Origin of the sequence: Streptomyces sp. ML-6 (assembly GCF_030116705.1) — a bacterium.
Classification (GTDB): Bacteria; Actinomycetota; Actinomycetes; order Streptomycetales; family Streptomycetaceae; genus Streptomyces.
Map to the genome: position 1 here is coordinate 4884635 of NZ_JAOTIK010000001.1, position 26940 is coordinate 4911574.

General features: G+C 72.4%; 24 protein-coding genes and 1 pseudogene. 17 read left to right on the forward strand and 8 right to left on the reverse strand.

Features of this window, described 5'->3' with window-relative positions; genetic code table 11:
* Window positions 1–2 precede the first annotated feature (2 nt).
* The 3 genes from OCT49_RS21880 to OCT49_RS21890 form a co-directional block, all read right to left on the reverse strand.
* Window positions 3–479, reverse strand: coding sequence for a succinate dehydrogenase hydrophobic membrane anchor subunit (locus tag OCT49_RS21880; protein WP_283853531.1), 477 nt, complete (start codon window positions 477–479; stop codon window positions 3–5).
* 5 nt (window positions 480–484) lie between these two features.
* Window positions 485–865 carry a succinate dehydrogenase, cytochrome b556 subunit gene (sdhC, locus tag OCT49_RS21885; RefSeq protein ID WP_283853532.1) on the reverse strand — a complete coding sequence of 127 codons (381 nt, stop codon included), beginning with the start codon at window positions 863–865 and terminating at the stop codon, window positions 485–487.
* Between the two features lie 209 nt (window positions 866–1074).
* Window positions 1075–1575 (reverse strand): 2-oxo-4-hydroxy-4-carboxy-5-ureidoimidazoline decarboxylase, encoded by a 501-nt coding sequence (locus tag OCT49_RS21890; RefSeq protein ID WP_283855894.1) that lies wholly within the window; start codon window positions 1573–1575, stop codon window positions 1075–1077.
* A 463-nt stretch (window positions 1576–2038) separates the two neighbouring features.
* On the opposite strand from OCT49_RS21890, the gene OCT49_RS21895 reads away from it, so the two are divergent.
* On the forward strand, window positions 2039–3646 hold the full coding sequence (locus OCT49_RS21895) for a beta-N-acetylhexosaminidase (protein ID WP_283853533.1): 1608 nt from the start codon (window positions 2039–2041) through the stop codon (window positions 3644–3646).
* Between the two features lie 151 nt (window positions 3647–3797).
* Here the strand turns inward: OCT49_RS21895 and OCT49_RS21900 are convergent, their stop codons facing one another.
* The gene (locus OCT49_RS21900) at window positions 3798–4379 is read right to left on the reverse strand and encodes a Uma2 family endonuclease (RefSeq protein ID WP_283853534.1); all 582 of its coding nucleotides are present in this window, start codon (window positions 4377–4379) and stop codon (window positions 3798–3800) included.
* 526 nt (window positions 4380–4905) lie between these two features.
* On the opposite strand from OCT49_RS21900, the gene OCT49_RS21905 reads away from it, so the two are divergent.
* Both OCT49_RS21905 and OCT49_RS21910 read left to right on the forward strand, forming a co-directional pair.
* Window positions 4906–5685 (forward strand): RNA polymerase sigma factor, encoded by a 780-nt coding sequence (locus tag OCT49_RS21905; protein ID WP_283853535.1) that lies wholly within the window; start codon window positions 4906–4908, stop codon window positions 5683–5685.
* The gene (locus OCT49_RS21910) at window positions 5685–6938 is read left to right on the forward strand and encodes a hypothetical protein (protein WP_283853536.1); all 1254 of its coding nucleotides are present in this window, start codon (window positions 5685–5687) and stop codon (window positions 6936–6938) included. The genes OCT49_RS21905 and OCT49_RS21910 overlap by 1 nt, the downstream gene beginning before the upstream one ends.
* Before the next feature lie 455 nt (window positions 6939–7393).
* On the opposite strand, the gene OCT49_RS21915 is transcribed toward OCT49_RS21910, so the two are convergent.
* Window positions 7394–8356, reverse strand: coding sequence for a L,D-transpeptidase family protein (locus OCT49_RS21915; RefSeq protein ID WP_502963399.1), 963 nt, complete (start codon window positions 8354–8356; stop codon window positions 7394–7396).
* A 147-nt stretch (window positions 8357–8503) separates the two neighbouring features.
* On the opposite strand from OCT49_RS21915, the gene OCT49_RS21920 reads away from it, so the two are divergent.
* The 3 genes from OCT49_RS21920 (at window position 8504) to leuE (ending at window position 11546) form a co-directional block, all read left to right on the forward strand.
* On the forward strand, window positions 8504–10084 hold the full coding sequence (locus OCT49_RS21920; protein ID WP_283853537.1) for an acyl-CoA mutase large subunit family protein: 1581 nt from the start codon (window positions 8504–8506) through the stop codon (window positions 10082–10084).
* Between the two features lie 89 nt (window positions 10085–10173).
* Window positions 10174–10785, forward strand: coding sequence for a Uma2 family endonuclease (locus tag OCT49_RS21925; protein WP_283853538.1), 612 nt, complete (start codon window positions 10174–10176; stop codon window positions 10783–10785).
* Between the two features lie 83 nt (window positions 10786–10868).
* On the forward strand, window positions 10869–11546 hold the full coding sequence (gene leuE, locus OCT49_RS21930) for a leucine efflux protein LeuE (protein WP_283853539.1): 678 nt from the start codon (window positions 10869–10871) through the stop codon (window positions 11544–11546).
* A gap of 50 nt (window positions 11547–11596) precedes the next feature.
* On the opposite strand, the gene OCT49_RS21935 is transcribed toward leuE, so the two are convergent.
* Window positions 11597–13081, reverse strand: coding sequence for an FAD-dependent monooxygenase (locus tag OCT49_RS21935; protein ID WP_283853540.1), 1485 nt, complete (start codon window positions 13079–13081; stop codon window positions 11597–11599).
* A 44-nt stretch (window positions 13082–13125) separates the two neighbouring features.
* Between OCT49_RS21935 and OCT49_RS21940 the strand changes: the two genes are divergently transcribed.
* The 4 genes from OCT49_RS21940 to OCT49_RS21955 all read left to right on the forward strand — a co-directional run bounded on the left by OCT49_RS21940 (window position 13126) and on the right by OCT49_RS21955 (window position 17415).
* The gene (locus tag OCT49_RS21940; protein ID WP_283853541.1) at window positions 13126–13764 is read left to right on the forward strand and encodes a TetR/AcrR family transcriptional regulator C-terminal domain-containing protein; all 639 of its coding nucleotides are present in this window, start codon (window positions 13126–13128) and stop codon (window positions 13762–13764) included.
* Window positions 13765–13954: 190 nt separating this feature from the next.
* The gene (locus OCT49_RS21945) at window positions 13955–14920 is read left to right on the forward strand and encodes a glycosyltransferase family 2 protein (protein ID WP_283853542.1); all 966 of its coding nucleotides are present in this window, start codon (window positions 13955–13957) and stop codon (window positions 14918–14920) included.
* Between the two features lie 3 nt (window positions 14921–14923).
* Complete coding sequence (locus OCT49_RS21950; RefSeq protein WP_283853543.1) at window positions 14924–16267, forward strand: polysialyltransferase family glycosyltransferase; 1344 nt, start codon at window positions 14924–14926, stop codon at window positions 16265–16267.
* Window positions 16264–17415 (forward strand): acyltransferase, encoded by a 1152-nt coding sequence (locus OCT49_RS21955; RefSeq protein ID WP_502963400.1) that lies wholly within the window; start codon window positions 16264–16266, stop codon window positions 17413–17415. Before OCT49_RS21950 ends, OCT49_RS21955 begins: the two co-directional genes overlap by 4 nt.
* Before the next feature lie 69 nt (window positions 17416–17484).
* Here the strand turns inward: OCT49_RS21955 and OCT49_RS21960 are convergent, their stop codons facing one another.
* Window positions 17485–18801, reverse strand: coding sequence for a polysialyltransferase family glycosyltransferase (locus OCT49_RS21960; RefSeq protein ID WP_283853544.1), 1317 nt, complete (start codon window positions 18799–18801; stop codon window positions 17485–17487).
* Window positions 18798–19778 carry a glycosyltransferase family 2 protein gene (locus tag OCT49_RS21965; RefSeq protein WP_283853545.1) on the reverse strand — a complete coding sequence of 327 codons (981 nt, stop codon included), beginning with the start codon at window positions 19776–19778 and terminating at the stop codon, window positions 18798–18800. Before OCT49_RS21965 ends, OCT49_RS21960 begins: the two co-directional genes overlap by 4 nt.
* 208 nt (window positions 19779–19986) lie before the next feature.
* Here OCT49_RS21965 and OCT49_RS21970 point away from each other — a divergent pair, with 208 nt between their 5' ends.
* The 7 genes and pseudogenes from OCT49_RS21970 to OCT49_RS22000 all read left to right on the forward strand — a co-directional run bounded on the left by OCT49_RS21970 (window position 19987) and on the right by OCT49_RS22000 (window position 26932).
* Window positions 19987–21336, forward strand: a complete 1350-nt coding sequence (locus OCT49_RS21970) for a DUF6716 putative glycosyltransferase (RefSeq protein ID WP_283853546.1) — start codon at window positions 19987–19989, stop codon at window positions 21334–21336.
* Window positions 21337–21458: 122 nt separating this feature from the next.
* Window positions 21459–22685 carry an acylneuraminate cytidylyltransferase gene (locus tag OCT49_RS21975; protein WP_283853547.1) on the forward strand — a complete coding sequence of 409 codons (1227 nt, stop codon included), beginning with the start codon at window positions 21459–21461 and terminating at the stop codon, window positions 22683–22685.
* Window positions 22686–22852: 167 nt separating this feature from the next.
* Window positions 22853–23785 (forward strand): N-acetylneuraminate synthase family protein, encoded by a 933-nt coding sequence (locus OCT49_RS21980; RefSeq protein WP_283853548.1) that lies wholly within the window; start codon window positions 22853–22855, stop codon window positions 23783–23785.
* Between the two features lie 11 nt (window positions 23786–23796).
* On the forward strand, window positions 23797–24852 hold the full coding sequence (locus tag OCT49_RS21985) for a hypothetical protein (protein ID WP_283853549.1): 1056 nt from the start codon (window positions 23797–23799) through the stop codon (window positions 24850–24852).
* A gap of 139 nt (window positions 24853–24991) precedes the next feature.
* A complete protein-coding gene (locus OCT49_RS21990) occupies window positions 24992–25999 on the forward strand; it encodes a LamG domain-containing protein (RefSeq protein ID WP_283853550.1) in 1008 nt (335 codons plus the stop codon).
* 118 nt (window positions 26000–26117) lie between these two features.
* Window positions 26118–26525, forward strand: a pseudogene (locus OCT49_RS21995) (hypothetical protein); the annotation flags it as partial.
* Window positions 26492–26932 (forward strand): winged helix-turn-helix domain-containing protein, encoded by a 441-nt coding sequence (locus tag OCT49_RS22000; protein ID WP_283853551.1) that lies wholly within the window; start codon window positions 26492–26494, stop codon window positions 26930–26932. The pseudogene OCT49_RS21995 and the gene OCT49_RS22000, both read left to right, overlap by 34 nt.
* The last annotated feature ends 8 nt before the right edge of the window (window positions 26933–26940 follow it).

The following is a 26940-nucleotide window of genomic DNA, read 5'->3' on the forward strand; positions in this document are numbered from 1 at the left end:
GCCTAGCGGATGTTCGGGTCGAAGGTGAAGATCACCAGCGTGCCCAGCAGGACGGTGAACACCGTGGCGGTGTACAGGAGCATCTTCAGCCAGAAGCGGGTGTTCTCACGCTCGGCGTAGTCGTTGATGACCGTACGGAGGCCGTTGGCGCCGTGGAGCATGGCCAGCCACAGCATCGTCAGGTCCCAGACCTGCCAGAACGGCGAGGCCCAGCGGCCCGCGACGAAGGCGAAGCCGATCTTGGAGACGCCGCCGTCCAGCACCAGCTGGATCAGCAGGTGGCCCAGGACCAGGACGACCAGGACGATGCCCGACAGGCGCATGAAGAGCCAGGCGTACATCTCGAAGTTGGTGCGCGAACCCTTGGGGGTCTTGCCGGTGCGCTTGCGCGGCGGCTCGATGACCGGGGCCGGGTTGTCGACGTCGTACAGGCTCACGGCCTCGACGGAGCCGATCGCGGCGGAGGACTCGGTGGACATTGGCCTCAGCTCCCGAAGACTTCGCGTACGGCGTGGCCGAGGACGGGGTACAGCGCCCCGACCATCAGCACGACCCAGATGCCCACGACGGACCAGAGCATCTGCTTCTGGTACCGCGGACCCTTGGCCCAGAAGTCCACGGCGATGATGCGCAGACCGTTCAGCGCGTGGAAGAGAATGGCGGCCACCAGGCCGTATTCGAGGAGCGCGACGATCGGCGTCTTGTACGTGGCCACGACGTCGTCGTACGCCTCGGGGGAGACACGGACGAGAGCGGTGTCCAGGACGTGTACGAACAGGAAGAAGAAAATGAGGACACCGGTGACTCGATGAGCCACCCAGGACCACATGCCTTCCCGGCCGCGGTACAGCGTTCCAGCCGGCACGGAAGAACCCTCCGGGAGCGGGGATTGGGGTCGGCCGGCTTGACTGTCGGTCTGACCCGGCCGGGTACGGTCCACCGGCCCCGGCCATCGTAGCGACGGATTGTCGGTTCGTTCGCGCGGGGGCCCACGGTGTGATCAAAGTGGCAATCAAACGGGCACGGACGGCCTAGAACGCCCTGTCGACCTCCCCGATCGAGCCCGTTCCGTTATCAAGCCGATACCAGGTCGATGATGCGGCCCCGGGCGAGCCGCCGCATCTCGTCGGCCGTGACCACCCGCTCGTGGTCGGGTTCGTGGCCCAGCCTGGTCCGGATCGCGGCGAGCACCTGGTCGGGCTGCTCGGCCGGCTCCATGCCGTCCAGGCAGATCACGAAGACATGGCCGAAGCGGCTCTCGTACGCGGCGTGCGCGGCCCGCAGCGCGAGATGGGCGGAGGGCGGGGCGGCGTGGTGCAGACCGGGGGAGACCTCGGCGGTGAGCGCCTCGGAGAGGTCGGCGGGCGCCAGGTCGTACCCCGCCTCGTCGGCCGCGGCCAGCAGGGCGTCGAGGTCGGGGTAGGGGCGGTGGAGCGTCAGCCGGTGCGCCCAGCGACGGCTGCCGCAGCACGCCAGCAGGGCCGCCTCGGCCTCGGCGGCCGGCACGGCGTTGAACCGGTCGAGAGCCGGGTGACGGGCCGGACCCCGGGCGGGCGCGGGCCCCTGGACGGGCAGGGCCGTCCGGGTGACCGGTTGCCGCAACCGCTCCGGGAGGCCGGCGTGGGACTCGCTGGACCTGGACAGCGTGGGCTCCTCGGATCAACGGCATCTGTGACCCTGAGTGGGAAGGGACGGAAGAGACCGGACAGATGCAGGGTGAAGGGAGAGACGAATGTGCCTCAAAGCTACCGAGACGGGGCAACAGACGTCCGACGGATGCGCGAATTTCACCCGGACGAGAGGGTTTCGGAACGGCTGAGGGTCCGCGATCCGGTCTGATGGGCGGTGCCCCCGAGGAGAACGTCCGGCATGGGCCTCCTCGTTCCCGACCGTTGCCGACTGTTTCCAGCTTCTTCCGACTGTTTCCGGCTGTTCCCGACCGCTCTCGGCTGCCCCGGCAGTTGTCCGACCGGCTTCCTTTTTCTCCCTGTCCCGTTTCCTGCTCCCCGCTTCCCGCGAACAATGGAGGTTCCTGACCATGTCGCCCTCACGCGGCGCCCTCGCGGCCGGCGCGGTCCTCACCGCGGCGGCCGCCGCGACGATCGCCGTCGTCGTCTGGCCGGAGGGCTCCGACAGCGGGCTCGCGGGGCAGACCTCGGCCTCCCGCGCCTCCGCGCCCTCCTCCGCCGCCCCCTCGCCGACCCGGAGCTACCCGCTCTCCACGGCCCCCCGCACCATCCCCGCCGTGCGGGAACACCGGGCGGCCCGCGGCCCCGGCTGGCGCCCCGGCCCGGACGGCGGGGTCGTCGTCGCCGATGGCAGCGGGGCGCTCGCGGACGAGGGGCGGCTGCTGGCCCAGGAGCTGAAGATCCGTTACCGGGGCGACGTCCCCGCCCGCGCGGGCGACGTGGAACTGGCGATCGTCCCGGGCGGCGGCACCCCCGAGTCGTACACCCTCGTCGTCCGCGACGGACGGGTGCGGATCAGCGGGCCCGACCAGGCGGGCGTCTTCTACGGGACCCGCACGCTGAAGCAGTCGGTGCGGGCCGACGGGGTGATGCCGGAGGGCGAGGTGCGCGACCGCCCCGACCGGCCGCAGCGCGGCCTCAACCTCGACATCGCGCGCAAGCACTACACCGCCGCCTGGATCGAGGACCGGCTGCGCGAGATGGCCGACCTCAAGCTCAACCAGCTGGGCCTGCACTTCTCCGACGACCAGGCCTTCCGCATCGAGTCCGACACCCACCCCGAGGTGGTGTCGCCGCAGCACCTCACCAAGGCGGAGGTGCGCCGGATCCTCGGGCTCGCGGGCCGGCTGCACATCGAGGTCGTCCCCGAGATCGACTCCCCGGGCCACCTCGGCGCGGTGCTGCGGGCCCACCCCGGCCTCCAGCTGCGCAGCGCCTCGGGCCGGCTCTCGCCCGGCTCGCTGGACATCTCCGACCCGGGGGCGGCGAAGCTCGTCGACGAACTCCTCGGCGAGTACACCGAGCTGTTCGACGGCGCGTACTGGCACCTCGGCGCCGACGAGTACCTGGCGCTGATGGCCCGCGACCCGGCCGCCTCGTACCCGCAGCTCCAGCGCGCCGCCCAGCGGAAGTACGGGGCGGGGGCCGGGATCAAGGACCTCGCCACCGGCTGGCTCAACGACCGCGCGGCCGTGGTGCGCCCGCACGGCAAGCAGCCCAAGGCGTGGAACGACGGCTTCTTCCGCGGCGGGACCGTCACCGCCGACAAGAACATCGAGGTCGAGTACTGGACGGGCAAGGAGTACGGCGCCCGCGAGCCGGAGGAGTACCTGCGCGAGGGGCGGCGGGTGGTGAACCTCAACGACGAGTTCCTCTACTACGTGCTCGGCCAGCCCAACAACTTCGTCTACCCGACGGGCGAGCGGATCTACGAGCAGTGGACCCCGCTCGTCCTGCGCGGCACCAAGCCGGTCCCGGCGCGCTGGTCGGGCCGGATCCTCGGCGGCCGGTTCGCCGTCTGGGGCGACCTCCCGCAGGCGCAGACCCCGGACCAGGTGGCGCGCGGCATCCGGATGCCGCTGCGGGCGACCGCCCAGAAGCTGTGGGTGCCGGGCAAGCCCGCGCTGAGCTGGGACGAGTTCCGGGCCCTGGCCGCCCGGATCGACGGGACGGGCTGAACCGGACGGGGCGCGGGACCGGCGGACGGGGCGCGGTGCTGCGGGGCCGGGGAGGCGGATCGGGCGAGCCTGCCGGGCCGGGCCGGGACGCGTCGTGAAGGGGGACGAGGACGACCGGGGCCGCCTCTGCGTGCTCCCTGCCAAGGCCCCTTCAGCTGCTTCGGGGAGGTGTGAGCTTGTCCAGGTCGAGACTGATCTCGAAGGGCACCGGGCGCCGGAGGGAGCCCCGGAAGATACCGGCGGGCGCGTAGGCGCCCGTTGGCCGGTCGAGCTCGTAGACGTGGACGACAGGTGTGCCGTCCTCGTCCTCGATGCACCAGTAGTGCGGGATGCCGGCCTCCGCGTATTTGTGGAGCTTGACCGTACGGTCGCGGTGGGCGGACTCGGGGGAGACGACCTCGACGACGAGCTTCACGTGCTCCGGGGCGTACCAGGTACGGTCCGGTTCGTACGGCAGGTCAGTCAGGAGGAGGTCGGGCTCGGGGCGGTTCCGGGCGTCGAGGCGAATCGTCATTTCTCGCTCGACCTCTACGCCGGCCGGTGCCTGCGCCATCAGCGTGGTGGTCAGAGCGGTGATCAGGCGGCCGTGCCAGGACCGCTGGGGCGACATCATGAATACGAGGGCTCCGTCAATCAGCTCGGTATGGCGCGGGGCCTCGGGAAGGTGATCCAGGTCCTCCGCGAACCAGCCTTCCGCGCGGGGCGGGCGCATCCAGTCGGGCAGTGCGGTCATGCCCTTACGGTAACGGCTGCGGTTGCGGCGCGCCGGGAGCTTCCCGGAGCCTCGGATCAAGGCTTCGCACGGCCACCGGCGATCGTTACGGCACGGGGACGACGCCTTCGTCCAGAGCGTCGTGACGGATGCGTCGCATCAGAGCGATCTGGTCCTGCACCAGGCGCTCGTAGCGGATCAGGCCTCCTGAGAGGCCTGGGGGCATCAGGCTCCCGCGCTTTGGATCATGCCTGATCAGAGGCGCAGAGGCGCAGAGAAAAAGCTCGGAGAAAAAGAGGACGACCGGGGCCGCCACCCCCCACAGGAGAGGCCCCGGTCGTCTTCCGACAGGGCCGTAGGACGACCCCGTACTCCTCTCAGCGCCATCGCTGCGTTTTCTGTCACACCGCCTCACGGCCGAGGAATGTTGCGGGTTGTACAAGTCATGGACGCGGGCCCCGCGAAGGACGTAGCGTGCTGTGTCGCGCAGGGTGGCGCGAGCAGTGATGACCAGCTGCGATTCGCGACGGCAGGGCAGGTTGAGGGAGTGCTGGGGGACGACGCGGAGTTGACTGCCGCGGTGGTCGCGGCACAGGACGGGGACGAGGACGCCTTCCGTACTGTGTACCGCGCCGTACAGCCGCGGCTGCTGGGCTACATACGGACACTGGTGGGAGAGCCGGACGCCGAGGACGTGGCCTCCGAGTCCTGGTTGCAGATAGCCCGCGACCTCGGCCGGTTCAGCGGCGACGCCGACCGCTTCCGGGGCTGGGCGGCGCGCATAGCCCGCAACCGCGCGCTGGACCATCTGCGGATGCGCGGCAGACGCCCGGCCGTCGGCGGCGACGAGTCGGAACTGTCCGAGCGGCCTGCCGAGTCCGACACCGCCGACGAGGCGATCGAGGCACTGGCCACCGGCCGTACGATGTCGCTCATCGCCCAGCTGCCGCAGGACCAGGCCGAGGCGGTGGTGCTGCGGGTGGTCGTGGGCCTGGACGCGAAGAGCGCCGCGCAGACGTTGGGCAAGCGCCCGGGAGCGGTCCGCACGGCGGCGCACCGGGGGCTGAAGCGGTTGGCCGAACTGCTGCGCACGGACGGTGCCGGCGGCTCCGGCACCGGCTCCCGCGCGGCGGACGGCGGGGACGACGACACCGCCGCGGACCGCGCCGCCGGGGAGGACCCGGCCGACCCGACCGCCCTCCGCCGGAGCGTGGCGGGCCCCGCGGCGGAACTCGATGCCGTACCCCCCCAACGCCCCGTCCGCAACGGTCTGGCGGCGCCGGCGGGTGTGACGCATTCGCGTCCCTGGACGCAGAAGGACATGTGATGGCCGACGAGCAGTACGAATGGCTTGACAAGGAAGTCGCGGAGAGACTGCTCCGCGGCGAACCGGTCGATCCCGTCGGTGGTCACGCGTGTACGGAGGCGGAGAGCCTGGTGGCCGCGCTGGACGCCGCCGCCCGGGCCGCCCGCCCGGCCACCGGTGAACTGCCCGGCGAGGCCGCGGCGCTGGCCGCCTTCCGCACCGCCAGGCGCTCCGCACGCGATTCCGCGCGCGCCCGGAAGACGGCGGGCGCGCAGGCGGGCGGCGCGGAGAACGCCACCCGGCAGACCGGGACCGAGGTCCTGCCGACGGTGCGCATCAGGGCCGCGTCCGGCGGTTCCGGCCCGCGCACGTCCGCCGCGTCGGTGGGCGCGGGCCGGAACCGTCTCTCGCGGTGGAGCCGTCCCGTCCGCTTCGGCCTGGTGGCCTCCTTCGCGGGCTGCGCGCTCGGCGGGGTGGCCGTGGCGGCGGGTACGGGAATGCTTCCCGGGCCGTTCGGCGGCCGTGCCCCGGTGCCCGCGACCTCGGTCTCGGCCGCGGCGACCCCCGAGGAACTGGGCTCGCGGCCCGCCGGGGCCGAGACCCCGCGGGCCCCGTCGTCCGCTCCGGAACGGGGCGTGACCGAGCCGACGCCGGACCGTTCCGCCTCCTCGTCCGGCCGGTCGGCCGACGCCGGATCGAACCGCACCGAGAAACGCGGTGCGCGCGAGCCCGGCGGCTCCGCGAGCGGCCCGACGAAGACCCCCGGCAGGGGCGGGCTGCCCGATCGCTCCGGCGGCGGCTCGTCCGGCGAGTGGTACGCCAAGGCGCTCAAGGCCTGCCGCGACTACCGCAACGGCCACCTGGACGACGACCGCAGGCGGAAGCTGGAGATCCTGGCCAAGGGGGCCCGCAACCTGGACCGGTTCTGCGACCGGGTGATCGAGGGGTCGGACAAGGGGGGGAACGGCGCCCCGGGCAGCGACGGCGGCGGCAGCGGTGGCAATGGCGGCCACGGCGGCAACGGCGGCAACGGCGGCAAGGGTGACGGGGGCCAGGGCGGCGACGACGGCCGGGGCGACGGCGACAGTGACGGAGACGGGGAGGGAGAGGGGGACGGGGACGGGGACGGGGACGGGGACGGGTCGAACGGCGAGAACGGTTCGGCCGGTGGCGGTTCCGGCGGTGGCTCCGATGGCGGTTCCGGTGGCGGTTCCGACGGGTCCCCCACGCCCCCGCCCTCGCCCTCCATGGCCCTGTTCAGCAGCCGCGCGTAGGCCTTCTCGTAAACCGAGCCGCAGACCGGGGTGCCGGCCGTGCGCCTGACCGGACCGCGCGGGGCGGCCGAATCCCACTGGCCGAATCAGGTCGGCCGAATCGGGCGGACCGCTTCCCCGGCCGCGCCGTGCCGATCCGGGGAGACCCGCGCCGACCGTGCCGCGAACCGGTCGAACCGCAGGCCGGACCGGGTCGGACGCCCCGAACACGACAGGTTTCTCCGGCCCCGCAGCACCGGGTGTGACACTTTTCGAGGCTGTGACGCAGTACAGATTGAGCCGACTGGTCATCGGCAGCGCACAGAGCCGGGGTTCCCCCCGTACCTACGGCTCAGCGCACATGGCGCGGGCGGGACACGTTCCCCCGGTCCCGTCCGCGCCCCTTCTCCTCCGGGCCGCAGGGCCCTTCCCGTGGGGCCCGTCAGGGCCGACCGCAGCCCATCCTCCGCGGCCTGTCAGTAGACGATGACCTTGTCGCCCGTCTTCACCTGGTCGAAGAGCGAGGCGATCTTCCCCCTGTCCCGGACGTTGACGCAGCCGTGCGAGGCGCCGTTGTAGCCGCGGGCCGCGAAGTCCGCCGAGTAGTGCACCGCCTGGCCGCCGCTGAAGAACATCGCGTACGGCATGGGCGTGTCGTAGATCGTCGACACGTGGTCCCGCGATTTCCACTGGACCGAGAAGGTGCCCTCGCGGGTGGGCGTGTACTGGGAGCCGAAGCGGACGTCCATCGACGAGAGCACCCGGCCGTCGATCATCCACGACAGCGTCCGGCTGTTCTTGCTGATGCACAGGACCCGGCCGGTCAGGCAGCGCTTGTCCGGCTTGGCGACCGGCCTGGTGGTCGGCGGGTTCAGCTCGGTGGCCGTCGGACGGCGCGTCATGCCGAGCAGCTTCTGCCAGGTGAGGGTGTCCGTCCTGCCGGTGCGGGAGAGACCGCGCTTGCCCTGGAACGACTGGACGGCGGCGACCGTGACGGTGCCGTAGTAGCCGGTCGGGCTGCGGTCGAAGTGGCCGATCTGCCGCAGCCGCGCCTGGAGTTCCCGGACCTGTTCGCCCTGGGAACCGTTCGACATCAGCGTCCTGCCCTGCGGGTCCGGCTTCGGCGTGGGCGACGTCGTGGCCGTCGGCGACGGTGACGAGGACGGCGAGGACGACGGTGACGGCGACGGCGGGGCCGGGGTGGTGGGCGAGGGCGGCGGACTGGACCTGCCGTCGTCGCTCGCGGTGGCCCGGGGCGATGACGGCCGGGCCGCCGACGCGCTGCCGGTGGCCTCCGCCCGGCAGCCCGCCGCCGTGGTCACGGCGAGCACGGCGAGTGCCGCGGTCGCCCCCGCCCGGCCCCGCGGCCCGAACCGCAGTGCCCTGTTCCGTGCCCGTATACCTGCCCGTGTCGTGCTTCCGCTGGTGCTGTGTCTCATCTCGGCCCCCTGGACGTCCGGTAACTCATGAGACGGATTCCCGCTCTGCCCGGTTGCCAAAGCCCGCGCATGATGGGGGAACGGTGCCGGAACCGTGGTCACCGGGCAAGCGGCTGCGGCGAGCAGCTCCAACGGGAGGCACAGCGGATGACGCGCAAGTCGGAGTCGGGACTGCCCATCGAGCCGGTGTACGGGCCGGAGGCGTTGGAGGGGTGGGACGCCGGTGAGCGGTTGGGGGTGCCGGGGGGTTATCCGTTCACGCGCGGGGTGTACGGGTCGATGTACACGGGGCGGCCGTGGACGATGCGGCAGTACGCGGGGTTCGGGACGGCGGTGGAGTCCAACGCCCGCTACCGGCAGCTGATCGCGAACGGGACGACGGGGCTGTCGGTGGCGTTCGACCTGCCCACGCAGATGGGGTACGACTCCGACGCCCCGGTCGCGGCGGGGGAGGTGGGCAGGGTGGGGGTGGCGGTCGACTCCCTCGACGACATGCGGGTCCTGTTCGACTCCATCGCGCTGGACCGGGTGTCCACGTCGATGACGATCAACGCCCCGGCCGCGGTGCTGTTGCTGCTGTACCAGCTGGTGGGCGAGGAACAGGGGGTGGCGGGGCGGGAGCTGACGGGGACGGTGCAGAACGACGTGCTCAAGGAGTACGTCGCGCGCGGTACGTACATCTTCCCGCCGGGGCCCTCGCTGCGGCTGACGGCGGACGTCTTCGGGTACTGCCGGGACGAGCTGCCGCGGTGGAACACGATCTCGGTCTCCGGTTACCACATGGCCGAGGCCGGGGCCACGCCGGTGCAGGAGGTGGCCTTCACCCTGGCCGACGGCATCGCGTACGTGCGCACGGCCCTGGCGGCGGGCATGGACGTGGACGACTTCGCGCCCCGGCTGTCGTTCTTCTTCGTCGCCCGCACCACGCTCCTGGAGGAGGTCGCGAAGTTCCGGGCGGCCCGCCGGATCTGGGCGCGGGTGATGCGGGAGGAGTTCGGGGCGGAGAACCCCAAGTCGCTGATGCTGCGCTTCCACACGCAGACCGCCGGGGTCCAGCTCACCGCGCAGCAGCCCGAGGTCAACCTGGCCCGGGTCACCGTCCAGGCCCTGGCCGCGGTCCTGGGCGGCACCCAGTCCCTGCACACCAACTCCTACGACGAGGCCATCGCCCTGCCCACCGACAAGTCCGCCCGCCTGGCCCTGCGCACCCAGCAGGTCCTGGCCCACGAGACGGACGTGACCGCGACCGTCGACCCGTTCGCCGGGTCGTACGCCGTGGAGCGGATGACCGACGACATCGAGACGGCCGTGCGGGAACTGATGGGGCGGGTGGAGGCGATGGGCGGGGCGGTGCGCGCGATCGAGCACGGCTTCCAGAAGAGCGAGATCGAGCGCTCCGCCTACCGCGTCGCGCTGGAGACCGAGGAGGCCCGCCGGGTCGTGGTCGGCGTCAACCGCTTCCGCCTCGACGAGGAGGAACCCTACGAACCCCTGCGCGTCGACCCCGCCATCGAGGCCGAACAGGCCGCCCGCCTGGCGAAACTGCGCGCCGGGCGCGACGGGGACGCCGTGGCGGCCGCACTGGACCGGCTGCGCGGGGCCGCCGGGGGAACGGACAACGTCCTGCACCCGATGAAGGACGCGCTCAGGGCCCGGGCCACGGTGGGCGAGGTCTGCGACGCCCTGCGCGAGGTGTGGGGGAGGTACGAGCCGTCGGACGCGTTCTGAGCGGGTGGTGTACCCGCGCGGGTGATCCCTCGCCGAATGCCTGCGGCCGTGGATAAGCTCGTGAACAGTGGTCCCGAAAGGAGGATGCCGTGGCCGTAATACAGCACGAGGAGCAGGTGCACGTGCAGGAACAGCCGGAGCTGACGCTCGGCGAGGCAGCCGACCAGCTCGCTCGCTCGCTGCCTGGGCATCGCGTGGAGATTCTCCAGGGGAGGCTCACTGTGACACCACCGGCGGACGTAGCGCACGCTCTGGCTCTGTCCTGGCTCGGCGAGGAGTTCGGAGCGCGGGCGCGCACCGTGGGGCTCAGACTCGTCCAGGGGGTCGGGCTGTGGTTGCCTTCCGGGCCGGAGGACTACGCGATTCCCGACCTGTCGGTCGTCGAGGCCGACATCAAGGACGCCCATGTCATGAAGAACTGCTACGCCGCCCACGTCTTCCGCATGGTCGTGGAGGTGACCTCGACCAACTGGGCGGACGACCTCGGTCCCAAGGTCGAGGACTACGCCCAGGCGGGCATCCCGGTCTACGTGGTGGCCGACCGCAAGCACGACCGGGTGCTGCTCTGCACCGACCCCCGGGGCGGCGAGTACAAGAACAAGGCGCACCACAAGCGCGGCACCTCGTTCACCGTGCCGGAAGTGGTCGGGGTCGAGATGAAGCTCTCCGTGGACCGGCTTCTGGACGGTGACGAGGACTGACTCCGGGCCGCTTCCGTCCGGGGCTTCCCGAATTCTGGAACCCCCTGGACAGAGGGTCGTACTCGCGTGCGACACTCCGGTCCATGCTGGGTGTCACCGATCTTCCCACCTATCTCGCCGGCCTGCTGCTGATCGTCCTGCTGCCGGGGCCGAACTCGCTGTACGTGCTGTCCGTCGCCGCCCGGCGCGGGGTGCGGACCGGGTACGTGGCGGCGGCCGGGGTGTGGACCGGGGACACCGTGCTGATGACGCTGTCCGCGCTCGGCGTCTCCTCGCTGCTGCGGACGAACCCGGTGCTGTTCGCCGTCGTCAAGTTCGCCGGTGCGGGCTATCTGGCCTGGCTGGCCGTCGGCATGCTGCGGGCCGCGGTCACGATGTGGCGCGAGCGGCACCGGAAGGCGGCCGAGCCGGCCGGGGAGGGCGACGGCGCCGGGTCCGGTGTCGGGGCCCCGGCGCCGATGGAGCGGCCGTACCGGCGGGCGCTGGTGGTCAGCCTCCTCAACCCGAAGGCGATCCTGTTCCTGATTTCGTTCTTCGTGCAGTTCGTCGACCCCGACTATGCCTATCCGGCGCTGTCCTTCCTGGTGCTGGGCACCCTGCTGCAGATCGCCAGCGCGCTCTACCTGTCGATGCTGATCTTCGGCGGCACCCGGCTGGCCGCCGCGTTCCGCCGCCGCAAGCGGCTGTCGGCGGGGGCCACGTCGGCGGCCGGGCTGCTGTTCCTCGGGTTCGCCACGAAGCTCTCGCTCAGCAGCGTGTGATGCTCAGCGGCGTGTGACGTTCAGCAGTGTGTGATGTTCCGGTTCAGGGTTCAGGAGGCCGTGACCGGGGCGAGTCCGAACCGGGCCAGGTACCGCACCAGTTCCGCGGGGTCCTCGCCCGCCCAGCCGATGTAGCCGTCGGGGCGGACCAGGAACAGGCCCTTCCCGTATGCCTCGTACGCCTCGTGGGCGTCGGTGCGGTGGGTACGGAGCAGGGCGCCGTCGGGCAGGGGGAGCACGGGCGGTGCGGTGTCCGGGCCGACCGCCAGCAGGGTGAAGTGCGGGCCGCGGAAGACGTCGAAGAGGCGCCGGCCCCCGCCCGCCGGGCCGTCCGGGGCGCGGTCGCCGGAGTGCAGGGCGCCGGCCCGGCCCACCGACAGCGGGCCGGTGCGGTAGCCGAGGCCGAGCTGCTGGACCGCCGCGCCGCGCTTCTGCTCGCCCCGGTGGATGCGGGTGGACAGGCCGAGCATGTCGGCGGCGACCGGGCGGCGCTCCTGCTCGTAACTGTCCAGCAGGGCGTCCGGCGCCCCGTGCCGCAGGACCTGGCCGAGCTTCCAGCCCAGGTTGTACGCGTCCTGCACGCTGGTGTTCAGCCCCTGGCCGCCCGCGGGGGAGTGCACGTGCGCGGCGTCGCCCGCGAGGAAGACCCGGCCCGCGCGGAACCGGTCGGCCAGCGCGGCGCGCGGCCGGAAGTCGGAGGCCCAGCGGACCTCGGTGACGTCCCGCGCCGTCAGATGGGTACGGGCGGCGACCAGGGCGCGCACCCCCTCCGGTGACGTGTCGGGCTCGCCCTCCTCGAACCGGGCGACCAGCTGGAAGTCCGCCGTGCCGGGCAGCGGGCAGAGCGCGAGGAAGCCCTGCCCGCCGGTCATCACATGCCAGTTGAGCCGGTCCAGCACGTCCTCGGCCACCCGTACGTCGGCCACCAGCATCGGCGCCGGGTCCACGTCCTCGCCGGTCATCGCGATGCCCAGGGCGCGCCGCACCGTACTGCGCCCGCCGTCCGCCGCGACCAGGAAGGCGGCCCGGACCGGGCCCGTGGTCAGGTGGGCGGTGACGCCGTCCGCGTCCTGGTCGAGGCCGGTCAGCCCGGTGGAGAAGGCCACGTCGCCGCCCAGTTCGCGCAGCCGGGCCAGCAGGATCTCCTGGGTGCGCCACTGCGGCATCAGCCACGGCTCCCCGTACGGCTCGGTCCCGGTCGGGGCCGCGCGGCGGAACATCTCGTGCTCCCCCTGCCGTTCCCCGTCCTTCCAGGCCATCCCCACCGGGGCCGGTCCGCCGTGCTCGCGGACCGCGTCGCCGACGCCGAGGTCGTCCAGGACCTCCCGGGTGCGCGGCTGGATGCCCTTGCCGCGCGAGCCGGGGAAGAGGCCCGGGGCCTGCTCGGCGACCAGGACGCGCACCCCGCGCCGGACCAGGTCGCAGGCGAGGGCCAGCCCGCAGGGGCCGGCGCCGACGACCACGACCTCGGGTCCGGTCCTCGCCCCTGCGGGAGTTGCCTCACCGACCGTTTCCTTAACGCTGTTAAGTTCCATGGTCGGGAGTGTGGGCTTAACGCTGTTAAATTGTCAAGGTGGGTATGACGAAGATCGACCGGGCCCGGGTGGCCGACACCGGGCTGCGGCTGTTGAACGAGGTGGGCCTCGACGGCCTCACCCTGCGCGCCATCGCCAGGGAGCTGGACGTCAAGGCGCCCGCCCTCTACTGGCACTTCAAGGACAAACAGGCGCTGCTCGACGAGATGGCCACCGTGATGTACCGCCGGATGCTCGCCGAGGGACTGCCGGGCCCGGCCCCGGCGCGCTGGCAGGACCAGCTCGTCGCGTACAACAGCGCGTTGCGCGCCGCCCTGCTGCGCTACCGCGACGGGGCCAAGGTCTACAGCGGTGCCAAATTCACCGGCACCGACCACGCCGAGGGCCTGGAGACCCATCTGCGGACCATGGTCGACGCCGGGTTCGAGCTGTGGCAGGCCGTGCGGGCGGGCACCACGGCCTACTCGTACACGATGGGCTTCGTCACCGAGGAGCAGGGCGTCCTGCCGATGCCGGACGAACGGCGGGACGGCTTCGACATCGACGAACGGGCCGACCGCATGGCCGCGTACCCGCTCGCCGCGGCGGCCGGTGCCGAGATCTTCGCGAACTACGACGAACGCTTCGAGGACGGTCTGCGGCTGATCGTCGCGGGCATCGAGGCGCGGTACGGGGTGCGCTGAGTCGCCCCTGGGCGCGTCGCGCCCCGCGTGTCGCCCCCGCGTGTCGTCCCGCGTGTCGCGCCCCCCGGGTCATGCGCGCCGCGTCACGCGAGCGTCGTCCAGAGTTCACCGCCCGTCGCCCCGTCCGCCACCCTCCCCTCGGCGCGCCTCATTACGTTGGGCGGCCACAAGACCGAAGGCGAGGGCCGGCGTGCCGAAACTGTCCGTTGTCGTACCGCTCCACAATGTCGCCCCGTATGCCGACACCACGCTGGGCAGCCTGGCCCGCAACGCGGCCGGGGACGTGGAGTTCCTGCTGGTGGACGACTGCTCCACGGACGAGACACCGGCCGTCATCGACCGCTGGGCCGAGCGGCTCCCGCAGGCCCGGGTCATCCGCCACGAGGTGAACGTCGGCATCGCCACCGCCCGCAACAGCGGCATCGAGGCGGCGGACGGGGAGTACCTCACCTTCCTCGACGGCGACGACTGGTACGCCCCCGGCCACCTGGACCGACTGCTGCGCGCCACCGAGGAGTTGGGCGTCGACTTCGTCCGCCACGACCACGTGCAGGCGACGGGCACCGGCCGGGTGGTCCGCCGCGCCCCGGCCCGGATCCGGGACCGGGCGACCGACCCCCGGGAGGGCATCGCGTACCCGGGGATGGAGACGATGGTCGACTACCCCTTCGTCTGGGCCGGCCTCTACCACCGGCGGCTCTTCGAGGACGGGGCCATGCGCTTCGACCCGGCACTGCGCACCGCCGAGGACCGGCTGTGGACCTGGCGGCTGCACCTGCGGGCCCGCTCCTGCGCGGTCCTGGGGCTCCACGGGATCTTCTACCGGCGCGGGGTCACCACCTCGCTGACCCAGATCAAGGACTCCCGCCAGCTGGACTTCTTCCCCGCCTACGACACCCTGCTGGCGGAGCTGGCACAGGACCGGGACGCGGAACTCCTCCTGCCCAAGGCGGTCCGCACCTACTGCGCGCTGATCGCCTTCCACACCGAGAAGGCGGGGGAGTACGAAGCCGCCACCGCCCGCCGGCTGCGGCAGGAGTCGGCCGCCGCGCTGCACCGCATGCCCCCGCACGTGCTGGACCACATCCTGACGACGATGGACACGAAGCGCAGCACCTTGCTCCGACGCCTGCGTGACAAGCAGAAGGCGGCCTGACCCATGCCCACCCGCACCCAGATCTTCCAGGTCTCGACCCTGTACGGGGCCGCCACGCTCGCCGCCGCCCTCGACGCCGGCCAGTTCGGACCGCCGGCGGACAGCCGCCGCATCCTGCTGGTGTGCAACAACGCCCCGGTGCCGGAGACCGCCGCCGGCCCGGACGCGCTGCTCGGCTACGACCGCATCGCCGCCCGTTTCGACTCCGTCATCAGCTGGAACGAGACGATCCGCCCCTATCACCCCGGCGCCTGGGGGCCGCGCGCCGACGACGTCGTGCTGTGGCAGCGCGCGCTGCGGCTCGCCTGGGGGCTGGGCGAGGAACCCGTCGAACTGGTCCTGGAGTCCATCCAGGTCGACCCCGCCCGCGCACTCGCGGCGATCTTCTCCGAGAGCGCCCTGCACGTCTACGCGGACGGCCTCATGAGCTACGGCCCGACCCGCACCCGGCTGCCCCAGTCGATCGGCTGCCGGGTCCGTCGGGTGCTCCACCTCGACCTGGTGCCCGGCCTGAAGCCCCTGCTGCTGTCCGAGTTCGACGTGGCGACCGAACTCGTGCCGGAGGACGCCTTCCGCAAGGTCCTGGGCGAGATCGCCGCGTCGGCGGACGGCGACCGGCAGCTCGCCGAGGCCGTCGCGCAGGCTCCCACCGCCGTGCTCCTGGGCCAGTACCTGGCCGCCCTCGACATCCTGACCGTCGAGGAGGAGGAGGCCCTGCACATCCGCATGCTGCACGGGGCCGCCCGGGCCGGGCATACTTCCGTCCTCTTCAAGCCCCACCCCACCGCCCCCGTCCGCTACTCCGACGCCCTGGAGCGGGCCGCGGCCGAGGCCGGGGTCCGGCTCGTCACGACGGATACGCCCCTGCTGGCGGAGACCCTCTTCGAGAGGTGCGCGCCCACGCTCGTCGTCGGCTGCTTCTCGACCGCCATGCTCACCGCCGCCGTGTACTACGGCATCCCGGTCGCCCGGGTCGGCACCGGCCTGGTCCTGGACCGCATCGCCCCGTACGAGAACAGCAACCGCGTCCCGCTGACGATCGTCGACCACTACGTGCCCGACCTGGAACGGCACGGCGGCGGGGAGGTGCCCGCCCTGCCCGCCACCGCGCCCGCGACCCTGGGACCGCTGGTCCGCACGGTCGGCTACTGCATGCAGTCCGAACTCCACCCGGAGCTGCGCGACGAGGCGGAGAGCTGGCTGCGGGAGCGGCTGGACGACAGCACCCGGCGCTACTTCAAGCGCCGCCGGCTCGGCAAGCTCTCCCTGCCCGGCGGCAGCACCCCGGGCGCCGCGGCCCGGCTGCGCAGCACGGTACGGCGCACCCGCAGCACCCTGCGGGTGTGACGGCCTCCCCGCCGGTCCCGCCGGCCTCCTCGCCCGTACCGCCGGTCCCGCCGGCCTCCTCGTCCGTACCGCCCGTACCGGTGGCGGCGGACCCGCGGGGCGGGCGCCCGCCCCGCGAGCACCGTTACGACATCGACCTGATCAGGCTGCTCTGCTCGGTCGGCGTGATCCTCTGCCACACGGGCTCCGCGTTCGTGAACGCCGTCGGCCGCGAGCCCTCGGGCGGCGCGGGCACCTACTGGGCGGGGCTGGTGGCGGACTCGGCCGGCCGGTTCGCCGTGCCGCTGTTCTTCGCCATCGCCGGGTGGGTCGTCCTGGTCGGCGCCCCGCCGAAGGACGGCGTGCAACTGCGGCGGCGCATCGTGCGCATCGTGCTGCCGCTCGCCGTGTGGACCGCCCTTTACCTGGCATGGGGGCGACTGCGCGGCACCAACGACGACCCGGTCGGCGACCTGGCGCTCGACTCGCTCCTCGCCTCGGTGCGCCCCGCCTACCACCTCTGGTACCTGTACGCCTACATCCCCGTGGTCATGCTCCTGGCCTTCGTGGTGCTGGTGCGGTCGGGCAGGCGGCCGTGGGGGCTGGGCGCGGCGCTCCTGGTCCTGGCGGCGGCCCCGTCCCTCTTCGGCGACCTCTCCCGGGTCACGGGGGCGGAACTGCCGCGCTTCGGCTGGGGCTTCGGCCCGTACCAGCTGATTTACGCGGTGCTGGGCGCGTTCCTGCTCGCGCTGCCCGCCGGGATCGCCGGGATCGCCGGGATCGCCGGGCGCAAGCGCCTGCTGTGGACCCTGCCGGCGCTGGTGGCGCTGACCGCGGTGATCGGCTACCAGCACCGGGTCCACTACGCGATCCCGTACGCCAGCGTGCTGGTGGCGCTGTTCAGCGCGGGGGTGCTGCTCTCCCTGCACCGGCTGCGGATTCCCGAGCGGCTGCGCCCCCGTCTGACCCGGCTGGCCGACGCGTCGTTCGGCGCCTACCTGGTCCACGTCCTGGTCCTCGGCGTGCTCACGGACCTGTTCGTCTCCGCCGACCTGGCACTGCTGCCGGCCGCCGCGCTGATGGTCGCGGTGACGGCGGCGACCACGCTGCTGTCGTTCGGCGCGGCGCTGCTGTGGGGGCGGCTGGGAATGAGCAGGGTGCTCGGCTGAAACCGGGCGACCCCCGGAACGCCGAACGGACGGGACCACAGGTGGTCCCGCCCGTTCGACATTCCCGGCTCAGCGCAGCACGGCCCGCCCCAGCCGACGCGCCTTCCGGGCCGCCCGCCGCACCGCCGGATTGCGGGAGAGGGCGGCGAGCCGGCCGGGCAGACCGCCGGGGAGCCCGAGCGCCGTGAGCCTGCGCCGGGGGAACAGCCGCTGCTCGTCCGGAGTGACACCGTCCGTGAGGTACGCGGTGGCGGCCGGCCGCAGCCCCGGATGGATCCGCGGCTGCATCGTGAATCCGATCGCGGTCACCAGCCGGCCCGTGTCGCCCGGCGTCCGGGTGCGCCCCGTCTCCAGCTCGGGCAGCAGGGTGTGGGCGAGGACCGCCGGTACCCGGTTGCTGTTCTGATACGGCGTCAGCCGCGCCAGCAGCATCCCCGTACCGGTGCGGGCGGTGTCCAGACCGTACAACTGCCGTGCCGTGAACAGCGCGGTGGAGAAACAGCCCACGACGAGCACCGGCCGCAACCGTTCGTACAGCGTCTCCGCGAGCACCGGCGCGTCGAGCACGGTGAACTCCACGCACAGCCGGGCGGCCTCGGCCTCCAGCAGCCGGGACCAGCGGGCGGGCGCCGTCGGATGGGGCTTGAAGACGATCTGCCGGTGCCCGCGCGCGGCGGTCCCGCGCAGCATGCGCAGATGCAGCTCCTCTTCCTCCTCGACGGTGAGGATGTCCAGCGCCGAGAGGTACTGGCCGAGCAGGAGCGCCGGACTGTCGTACGGGACCTCCGGGGCGGGCGTGCGCGCCCCGATCTGTTCGAGTACCGCGCGGAAGGCGTCGTCGGGGATCGTCTCCGCCCCGACGCCGAACTCCGTGAGCAGCAGGGGGGCCAGGCCCGGCACCAGATCGAGGTGGAGGACCCGGCGCACCCGCGTACCGAGCAGCGGGTCGAGCTTGATCCGGGTGGGCCCGTAACTCATCAGCCCGTCCGCGTACACGTCCACGGCCGCGCCCGTGAAGATCCCGGTGACCGCGAGGGCCGGGTTGACCTGGATGGACTCGACGGCGAACTCGACGTCGTCGTCGCCCAGTTCCCACAGCCTGCGCAGATGGCGCTCCCACAGCGGGACGTCCTCGGCCCGCGGCGACCAGCCCGACGGGTGGAACGGCTCGATCGCCGCGTTCCAGGAGAGCACCTCGTCGAACCGGTCCCGGATCGCCTCGAAGCCCGGCATCGCGTCGAGCGGCGGCGCGACCTCGGGGACGGCGGCGTTGTTGCTGATCAGCAGGACGCGCCGGTCCGCGGGCCGGATGAGGCCCGTGTCGACGGCCGCGGCCAGGGTGGCCGCCCCGTAGAGGGTGGACGCGCAGAGGATCTGAGTGGTCATGCGGCGGCCCTCGCAGCGGCGAAGGGGCGACGGCGCAGTCGTCGCAACCGGGCGGACCTGTCGGCGTCCATGGCGTCGATCGTCTCTTTCAGAATGTCCTGCGGCATGCGGTGCAGCGCTGCCGCGCCCCTGTCGAGAAGACCGCGGGCCACGGCCGGCTCGAATTTCGAAATGGTCGCCACGTGGTGGGAGATCAGCGCGCAATAGGTGCGCACCGCTTTCGGCAGCAGCGCGTCGGCCTCCGGATCCCGCGCGGTCTCCTCCAGGACCTGGTCGAACGCGCGAATGAAATCGAGCTGCCGGATGTCACCGATCTGGGTCAATGACGAGGAGACCCCGCGCCGGTAGAAAACTCCGAGCAGACCGACCGCGGCGAACGATTCCGCCTCCCGGTGCAGCCGCCAGATCCACGGCCGGTCCTCGGCGGTGCGCAGCCCGTCCGTGAAGTGGATCAGCCCGCGCTCGACCAGACGGCGGTGGTAGACGCCGGCCCAGGCGTACGGGTAGTCGACGGACGTGGTGCGCCCGACCGGGAGGATCGCGTCGCGCGGGTTCATCGGCACGGCGCGCAGGCCGTGCGGCACCCGGGCCACGGTGCGCGACCTGGCGTGGCACTGCACGTGGTCGGTCCGCAGGAAGTCGCACCCCAACCGGTCCATGGCGGCGACGAGTTCGGCGCAGTAGCCGGGTGCCAGCCAGTCGTCCCCGTCGAGGAACGTGACGTACTGGCCGCCCGCCGCGTCGAGACCGGTGTTGCGGGCGGTCGCCAGCCCCTGGTTCTGTTCGTGCCGCCGCAGCACCACCCCGGGGATCTCGTCCCGCGCCCGGAGCAGGACGTCCGAGGTCCCGTCGGTCGAGGCGTCGTCGACGAGGACGAACTCGAAGTCCTCGCGCGCGTTGGCGCGCAGACTTCGAAGGGTGTCGGGGGCATATGTCCGCACGTTGTAGAACGGCACGATGACGGAGAGCTTAACCACTCGGTCACGCTAAGGGCGGTTTCGGCATTTGCCCTGTCCCGGAGAAGTACGGCGGATGAACGGCACATGCGGAAATGATGAACCGGCGTGAATGCGCGGGTTCTCCGGCGTGTGAAACGGGCCGATTAGCCAATCGTCGGCGGGCTGTTAACCAGCTGTTGCCATCGCGTTGGGCCGCGAATCGAAATGCCTTCCTAAGTTCTGGGACGTGCCCCCACGTACCGAAAAGACGACCGCCCTCCGGGTAGCCGTGCTCGCCGACTCCGACACCCGGTGGAAATGGGGCGCGCTCACCGCGCGCCGCCTCACCGCCGGTGCGTCCGGGGCGCCGGCGCAGCGCGTCGAGATCAGCGGACTGCTGCTGCGCGGCCGGGCCACCCCGACCCCGCGCCAGCTCGCCGAGGTCGGCGACGTCGGCATCGGACCCGACCGGGTGCGCGAGGTGACGGCCGTCGAGTTCCTGCACACCGTGCGCGACGAGGGGTACGACGTGGTCGTCCTCGCCCTCGTCGGCGGTGGCGTCCAGGCCATGCTGCACGGCCTCGCCGCGCTGCGGCTGCCGACCCGGCCCGTCGTCGTCACCGGCTACGTCGGCGTCGTCTACGAGAAGCTCGCCGACGGACTGCTGCTGCGGCACGGCGCGGACATCGTCCTCGCCAACTCCCGCCACGACGCCGAGCGTTTCCGCGCGGTGTACGAGGGAGTGGGCGCCGACGCCTCGGCCGTCACGGAGGCCGCCCTGCCGTTCCTCGGCGGTGAACCGCACCGCCCGCAGGAGGGCCGCGACACCGTCGTCTTCGCCGCCCAGCCGTCCGTACCGGCCTCCCGCGCCGACCGCACGTACCTGCTGCGCAGGCTCGTCGAGCACGCCCGGCTGCACCCCGGCCGCGAGGTGGTGCTGAAACTGCGCTCCAAGCCCGGCGAGCACACCACGCACATCGAGGAGCTCCCCTACCAGCGGCTCGCCGAGAAGCTGCCCGGCGGAACACCGCCCAACTTCCGCCTGGCGTACGGAAACATGGGCGAGGTCCTGGACCGCACCGACCTGCTGGTCACGGTCTCCTCGACCGCCGCGCTGGAGTCCCTGCACCGGCGCATCCCGACCGCGGTCCTCACCGACCTCGGCGTCCGCGAGGCCCTCGGCAACCACCACTTCGTGGGCTCCGGCCTGCTCACTTCCTGGGACCACCTCGACGGCGGCTTCCGTCCCGAGCCCGACCCGGAGTGGCTGGCCGGCCAGGGCGTCGCCGCCGACGGCACGTACGCCACCGCCTACGACCGCGCCCGCGCCCGTGTCGACGCGCTGCTTGCCGCCCCCCGGCTGCCCGACCTCGCCCCCTACTACACCCCGGCCACCGCGCCCGGCTACCTCCCCGGCATCCTCGCCCGCCACCACCTCGCCCCCGACGGCCACCCGCTGCCGGGCGCCGAACGGCCGCGCGAGACGGGCGGGGTGCGCGGCGCGGTCCGGGAGGCGGTCCGGGAGGCGGCGCGCGGGGCGTACCGGCAGGGCGTCCAGCGGGTCGCCCCGGTCATCCGGCGGATGGGCGAACTGTGACCCCGCAGCCCACCACTTCGCCAACTCCGTCCCCGAACCCGCTGCCGGCCCCGAACCGGCCTCCGGCCCCGACTCCCGACCCGACTCCGACTCCCGACCCGACCTCGACTCCAGGAGCAGCGATGACGCCGCCCACCGTGCTCGCCGTGATCCCCGCCCGCGGCGGATCCAAGGGCGTACCGGCCAAGAACCTCGCCCAGGTCGGCGGCGTACCGCTGGTCGCCCGCGCCGTACGCGCCTGCCTGGCCTCCCACGAGGTCACGGACGTCGTCGTGACGACCGACGACGCGGCCATCGCCGACGCGGCCCGCGCGGCGGGCGACACCACGGCCACCCCCGAGCGGCTGCACATCGTCCAGCGCCCCGCAGCCATCGCCGGGGACAGGTCCAGCAGCGAGGACGCGGTGCTGCACGCCCTGGACGCGTACGAGGCGATGCGCGACCGGAAGGCCGACGTGGTGCTGCTCGTCCAGTGCACCAGCCCCTTCGTCGTACGGGAGGACATCGACGGCGTCGCCGTCGCGGTCGCCCGCGACGGCGCCGACACGGCGGTCACGGTCGCCCCCTTCCACGGCTTCCTCTGGCGCGACGGCAGCGCGGTCGAGGAGGGCAACTACGGCGTCAACCACGACAAGTCCATACGCCAGATGCGTCAGGACCGCCCCGAGGACCTCCTCGAGACCGGCACCGCGTACGCCATGGACGTCGAGGGCTTCCGCACCCACCGCCACCGCTTCTTCGGCCACACCGCACTGGTGCGCACCGACGCCGCCCGGGTCCTGGAGGTCGACGACCCGCACGACCTGGCCCGCGCCCGCGCCCTCGCCCCGCTGCTCGACCCGTCGCCGCTGCCCACCCTCGACGACATCGACGCCGTCGTGCTGGACTTCGACGGCACCCAGACCGACGACCGGGTCCTCATCGACGCCGACGGACGCGAGACCGTCGCCGTCCACCGCGGCGACGGCCTCGGCATCGCCGCACTGCGCAGGGCCGGGCTGCCGCTGCTGATCCTGTCCACCGAGCAGAACCCGGTCGTCGCGGCCCGCGCCCACAAGCTCCGCATCCCGGTCCTGCACGGCATCGACCGCAAGGACCTCGCGCTCAAGCAGTGGTGCGACGAACAGTCCATCGCCCCCGAACGCGTCCTCTACGTCGGCAACGACGTCAACGACCTGCCCTGCTTCGCGCTCGCCGGCTGGCCCGTCGCCGTCGCGAGCGCCCACGACTCGGTACGGGCGGCCGCACGCGCCGTCACGACCGTCCCCGGCGGCTTCGGCGCCATCCGCGAGATCGCGGCCTGGCTGCTCGGCCCCACCCTCACGGCCACCGTCAAGTCCCCCAAGTGACCCCGGGCCCCCAAGCCCACCACGTCACCCGAGCTCACCAAGTCCCCCAATTCCCCCAAGCCATCCGGGCCAACCGAGCTCACCCGAGCTCATCCGCGCCCACCAGGGCCCCCAAGGCCACCAGGGCCCCAAGCCCCCAACTCACCCGAGCTAAGGAAACACACCTCATGAGCACCTCCCGCCTGCGCACCCTCGGCACCCGCACCGCCGGCCCCGGCCGCCCCGTCTACATCACCGGCGAGATCGGCATCAACCACAACGGCGACCTCGACAACGCCCTCGCCCTGATCGACGTCGCCGCCGAGGCGGGCTGCGACGCGGTCAAGTTCCAGAAGCGCACCCCGGAGATCTGCACCCCGCGCGACCAGTGGGACATCGAGCGCGACACCCCCTGGGGCCGGATGACGTACATCGACTACCGCCACCGCGTCGAGTTCGGCGAGGACGAGTACCGGGCCATCTCCGAGCACTGCGCCCGGCGCGGCATCGACTGGTTCGCCTCCCCGTGGGACACCGAGGCCGTCGCCTTCCTGGAGAAGTTCGACGTCCCCGCCCACAAGGTCGCCTCGGCCTCGCTCACCGACGACGAGCTGCTGCGCGCGCTGCGCGCCACCGGCCGCACGGTCATCCTCTCCACCGGCATGTCCACCCCGAAGCAGATCCGCCACGCGGTGGAGGTCCTCGGTTCGGACAACATCCTGCTCTGCCACGCCACTTCGACGTACCCGGCCAAGGCCGAGGAGCTGAACCTGCGGGTCATCAACACCCTCCAGCAGGAGTACCCCAACGTCCCGATCGGCTACAGCGGCCACGAGACCGGCCTCCAGACCACCCTGGCCGCCGTCGCCCTCGGCGCCACGTTCGTCGAGCGCCACATCACCCTGGACCGTGCCATGTGGGGCTCCGACCAGGCCGCCTCCGTCGAGCCGCAGGGCCTCAGCCGCCTGGTCCGCGACATCCGCACCATCGAGGCCTCGCTCGGCGACGGCGTCAAGAAGGTGTACGAGTCCGAGCTCGGCCCGATGAAGAAGCTTCGCCGGGTCACGGGCGTCGTCGCCGAGAGCGAGGCGGCCCCGGCCGCCGAGCCGGTCGCGGTCTGACGGGCCGACCGGTGAACCTCGCCTTCGTCGAGAGCCCGGTCCAGCTCCTGAACGTCCTGGAGTGGGCCTACGCAGAGGGAGGCGACGACCGGGTCCTGACGGACATCACGGTCGTCGTCCTCCCCCCGGTCGACCCGATGTCGCGCGGCCAGCTGCGCCGGATGGCGGAGCTGGCCCGCGACGAGGGCATCCACGTCCGCTGGCAGGAGGCGCGCGGCGGTGCGAGCGCTCCCCTGAAGAGCCTCCGCGACCTGGCCGGTCTCGTCCGCAGGGCCCGCCACGTCGTCATCGGCGACCCGTTCTCCCGGTATGTCCAGCTCCTGCTCACCATGGTCCGGGCCCGCCGCCTCACGGTGGTCGACGACGGCACCGCCACCATGGAGTTCGTCGCCCAACTGGAGCGCGGCGAACGCCTGGTGCGCTGGCACCGCAAGGGCGGCTCGGGCCCGCGCGAACTGGTCCTGGCCCCGGTCACGGCCCGCGCCCGCAGCCGCTTCGTCCCGTCCGGCACCCGCACGGTCGAGGTCTTCACGGCGATGCCGGTCGAGGCTCCGCCCGGCGTCACCCTCACCCCCAACACCTTCGCCTGGACCCGCGCCCGCTTCGGCCCGCCGAACCTCACCAGGGGCGCGGACCTGGTCGGCACCTCCCTCGTCGAGACGGGCGTGGTCGACCGGGACCAGTACCTGGAGGCCGTAGCCGCCCTGTCCCGCACCCACGGGGCCACCCGCTACTTCGCCCACCGCCGCGAGTCCACCGACAAGCTCCACGCCCTGGAGGCCCTCACCGGCCTGGAGATCGTCCGCCCCGACCTTCCCCTGGAACTCATTGCCCGCCGCGGCCCCATCGGCCGTACGGTCCTCAGCTTCCCCTCCACCGTCGTCCACACCCTGCCCCTCGCCCTGGCCGGCACCGAGGCGAAGGTCGCGGTCTGCGACATCGCCCCGGAATGGCTCCGCGACACGGCCTCCCCCCGCGCCCAGGGCTTCCTGAGCGGCGTCACGGCGACCGCCCGCGACGTACAGCGCCTGGCCCCGTGGCGGGCCACGGCGGTGACGGAGGCGTAGGAACCATTCCCGCTGCCGCTGTCCGAGAGGAGTACCCGGCAGCCACCGGATCGTCCGGACAACTGGACGGCCTCTGCGTAGAGTTCTGGAGATTCCCTCTCCCGGGAATCTTCTTCTTCGTGGAACTGGGGTGGGGATCATGCGAGGACGCTTGTGCCGTCGAAGAGGGCTCGGAGTGGTGGCCGTCGCCGCGCTGAGCCTCGTCGCGGGAGGGGCGCTGGCACCACAGGCGACGGCGGCGGACCCGGCGGCGGTGCGGGCCGGCAGTGAAGCCGGGGCGAACGGGGAGGCCGGCGTCCGGTGGAGTCCGGCGGGGATCTCGCCGAAACCCTCCGGCCCGGGCCGCACGACCGGTCTGCCGCAGCAGTTCGGACAGGGGCAGGCAGTCAAGGGGCGTTGGCAGTTCGAGGAGATGACCACCGGTGCGCCTGCGAGCACCCCGGACTCCGCGGCACAGTCCGGCCCGATGAACCTGCACGGGGGCGTGCAGCTCGGACCGGGGTGGATCGACGCCAGTGGTCTTCGGCTGAACGGCGTCGATTCCTACGCCGAGCTTCCGGCCGTGTCGGTCGACACGAGTTCGAGTTTCACGGTGACCGCATGGGTTCAGGCGTCCGAGCTGTCGGACCAGCCCATGACCGTGATCAACGCTGCGGGAAACAAGCGCAGCGCCTTCGCCCTGCGCTTCCTGTCGACTCCCGATGATTCCGAAGGCTTCGGACACTGGGAACTGACGCTGGCCCACGCGGACCGCCCAGGGGCTGCGACCAGGCAGGCCGGCAGCAGTGAGTTCTACGACGTCCGTGAGTGGAACCACCTGACGGTCGTCTACGACAGCATCGCCGAGCAGGCCCGGCTCTACGTCAACGGCCTGCTCCAGGAATTCAGGTGCCCCGACGACGACGGAGACGGCGAGCCGGACGACAGCACCTGCCAGGACGAGGTGGCCTGGGCGGACGACGTGCGGATGTTCAGGGCCGACGGGCCCCTGCAGGTGGGGCGTGCGATGTCGGACACGGCGGGTGAGTACTTCGCCGGAACGATCGACGACGTCTGGGTCTTCCAGGGCGCGCTGAACGAAAGCCAGGTCAGGTGGCTCTCCTCTCACTACTTCGACCTTCCGACCGAGGTTCCGGCCGGCAGCTGAGGCCACCGCCCTGCCGACCCGAAGGCCCTCTCCGCGCCCCTGTCGCGGTGAGGGCCTTCGGCGCGTCCTGATCGTCCGCCGTGGGCCGGAGGCGTCGGGTCAGACGCAGTTGACCCACAGCTATTCCGCGGCAGGCTCGCCGCCCGGAGGCGGGTCCGGCTACGCCTACGACGATGAGACGCTCCGGCTGATCTCGGTCTCCGGCGAGGGGATGCCGTCGAGCGTCTCCTACAGCCTGACGGGCAAGCCCTTGGAGTATGCAATGGGCTTGCCCGGCAGCACCAAGAAGACCCGGGTGACCAACGCGTACGAGTGGGGCACCCAGCGGCTGGCGACCTCACGTGTCGACCGCCAGGACCAGCTGGGCGTCGATCGCAGCGTCACTTACCGGTACGACGAGGTCGGCAACGTGCTGTCGATGGCGGACGTCTCCCGCAGCGGCACCGACAACCAGTGTTTCGTCTACGACTGCCTCGGTCGGGTCACGGAGGCATGGGCCCAGCCCGTCACCATCTGCGCGGGCGCAGGCCGGCGGGCAGCGGGGTACCGCTGACGTTCGAGGTCATCGCCGAGACCCTGCGCGAGCGCATCCGCTCCGGCGGGCTGCGGCCGGGTGACGCGCTGCCGACGCAGGCCGTGTTGATGCGGGAGTTCGGGGCGTCGAGCCTGACCGTGCAGAAGGCCATGGTCCTGCTGAAGCAGGAGGGGTGGGCGGTTTCCCGGCCCGGCAAGGGTGCCTTTGTCGCCCACCGCGACCACGCCGCAGGCGACGCTGATGACCTCGACGGTCCCGAGGCGACCGCGCCCGCCACCGGGACGGCGGCCCGCGTCGAGGCGCTGGAACGTGCGCTGGCCGAGGCTGTTCAGCAGATTGCCGACCTCCGTGGCCGTGTCGAGGCCCTGGAGTCAGGCGGCGGCGAGCGGGGCCGCTGACCCGCCGT

Excerpts from the sequence above, each read along its gene's own strand:
- OCT49_RS21980 (WP_283853548.1), top strand. The coding sequence starts at position 22,853 with ATGAGCACCTCCCGCCTGCGCACCCTCGGCACCCGCACCGCCGGCCCC.
- OCT49_RS21950 (WP_283853543.1), top strand. The coding sequence starts at position 14,924 with ATGCCCACCCGCACCCAGATCTTCCAGGTCTCGACCCTGTACGGGGCC.
- leuE (WP_283853539.1), top strand. The coding sequence starts at position 10,869 with ATGCTGGGTGTCACCGATCTTCCCACCTATCTCGCCGGCCTGCTGCTG.
- OCT49_RS21975 (WP_283853547.1), top strand. The coding sequence starts at position 21,459 with ATGACGCCGCCCACCGTGCTCGCCGTGATCCCCGCCCGCGGCGGATCC.
- OCT49_RS21910 (WP_283853536.1), top strand. The coding sequence starts at position 5,685 with ATGGCCGACGAGCAGTACGAATGGCTTGACAAGGAAGTCGCGGAGAGA.
- OCT49_RS21935 (WP_283853540.1), bottom strand. The coding sequence starts at position 13,081 with ATGGAACTTAACAGCGTTAAGGAAACGGTCGGTGAGGCAACTCCCGCA.
- OCT49_RS21960 (WP_283853544.1), bottom strand. The coding sequence starts at position 18,801 with ATGACCACTCAGATCCTCTGCGCGTCCACCCTCTACGGGGCGGCCACC.
- OCT49_RS21915 (WP_502963399.1), bottom strand. The coding sequence starts at position 8,356 with ATGAGACACAGCACCAGCGGAAGCACGACACGGGCAGGTATACGGGCA.
- OCT49_RS21990 (WP_283853550.1), top strand. The coding sequence starts at position 24,992 with ATGCGAGGACGCTTGTGCCGTCGAAGAGGGCTCGGAGTGGTGGCCGTC.
- OCT49_RS21900 (WP_283853534.1), bottom strand. The coding sequence starts at position 4,379 with ATGACCGCACTGCCCGACTGGATGCGCCCGCCCCGCGCGGAAGGCTGG.
- OCT49_RS22000 (WP_283853551.1), top strand. The coding sequence starts at position 26,492 with ATGGGCCCAGCCCGTCACCATCTGCGCGGGCGCAGGCCGGCGGGCAGC.
- OCT49_RS21940 (WP_283853541.1), top strand. The coding sequence starts at position 13,126 with ATGACGAAGATCGACCGGGCCCGGGTGGCCGACACCGGGCTGCGGCTG.
- OCT49_RS21920 (WP_283853537.1), top strand. The coding sequence starts at position 8,504 with ATGACGCGCAAGTCGGAGTCGGGACTGCCCATCGAGCCGGTGTACGGG.
- OCT49_RS21880 (WP_283853531.1), bottom strand. The coding sequence starts at position 479 with ATGTCCACCGAGTCCTCCGCCGCGATCGGCTCCGTCGAGGCCGTGAGC.
- OCT49_RS21895 (WP_283853533.1), top strand. The coding sequence starts at position 2,039 with ATGTCGCCCTCACGCGGCGCCCTCGCGGCCGGCGCGGTCCTCACCGCG.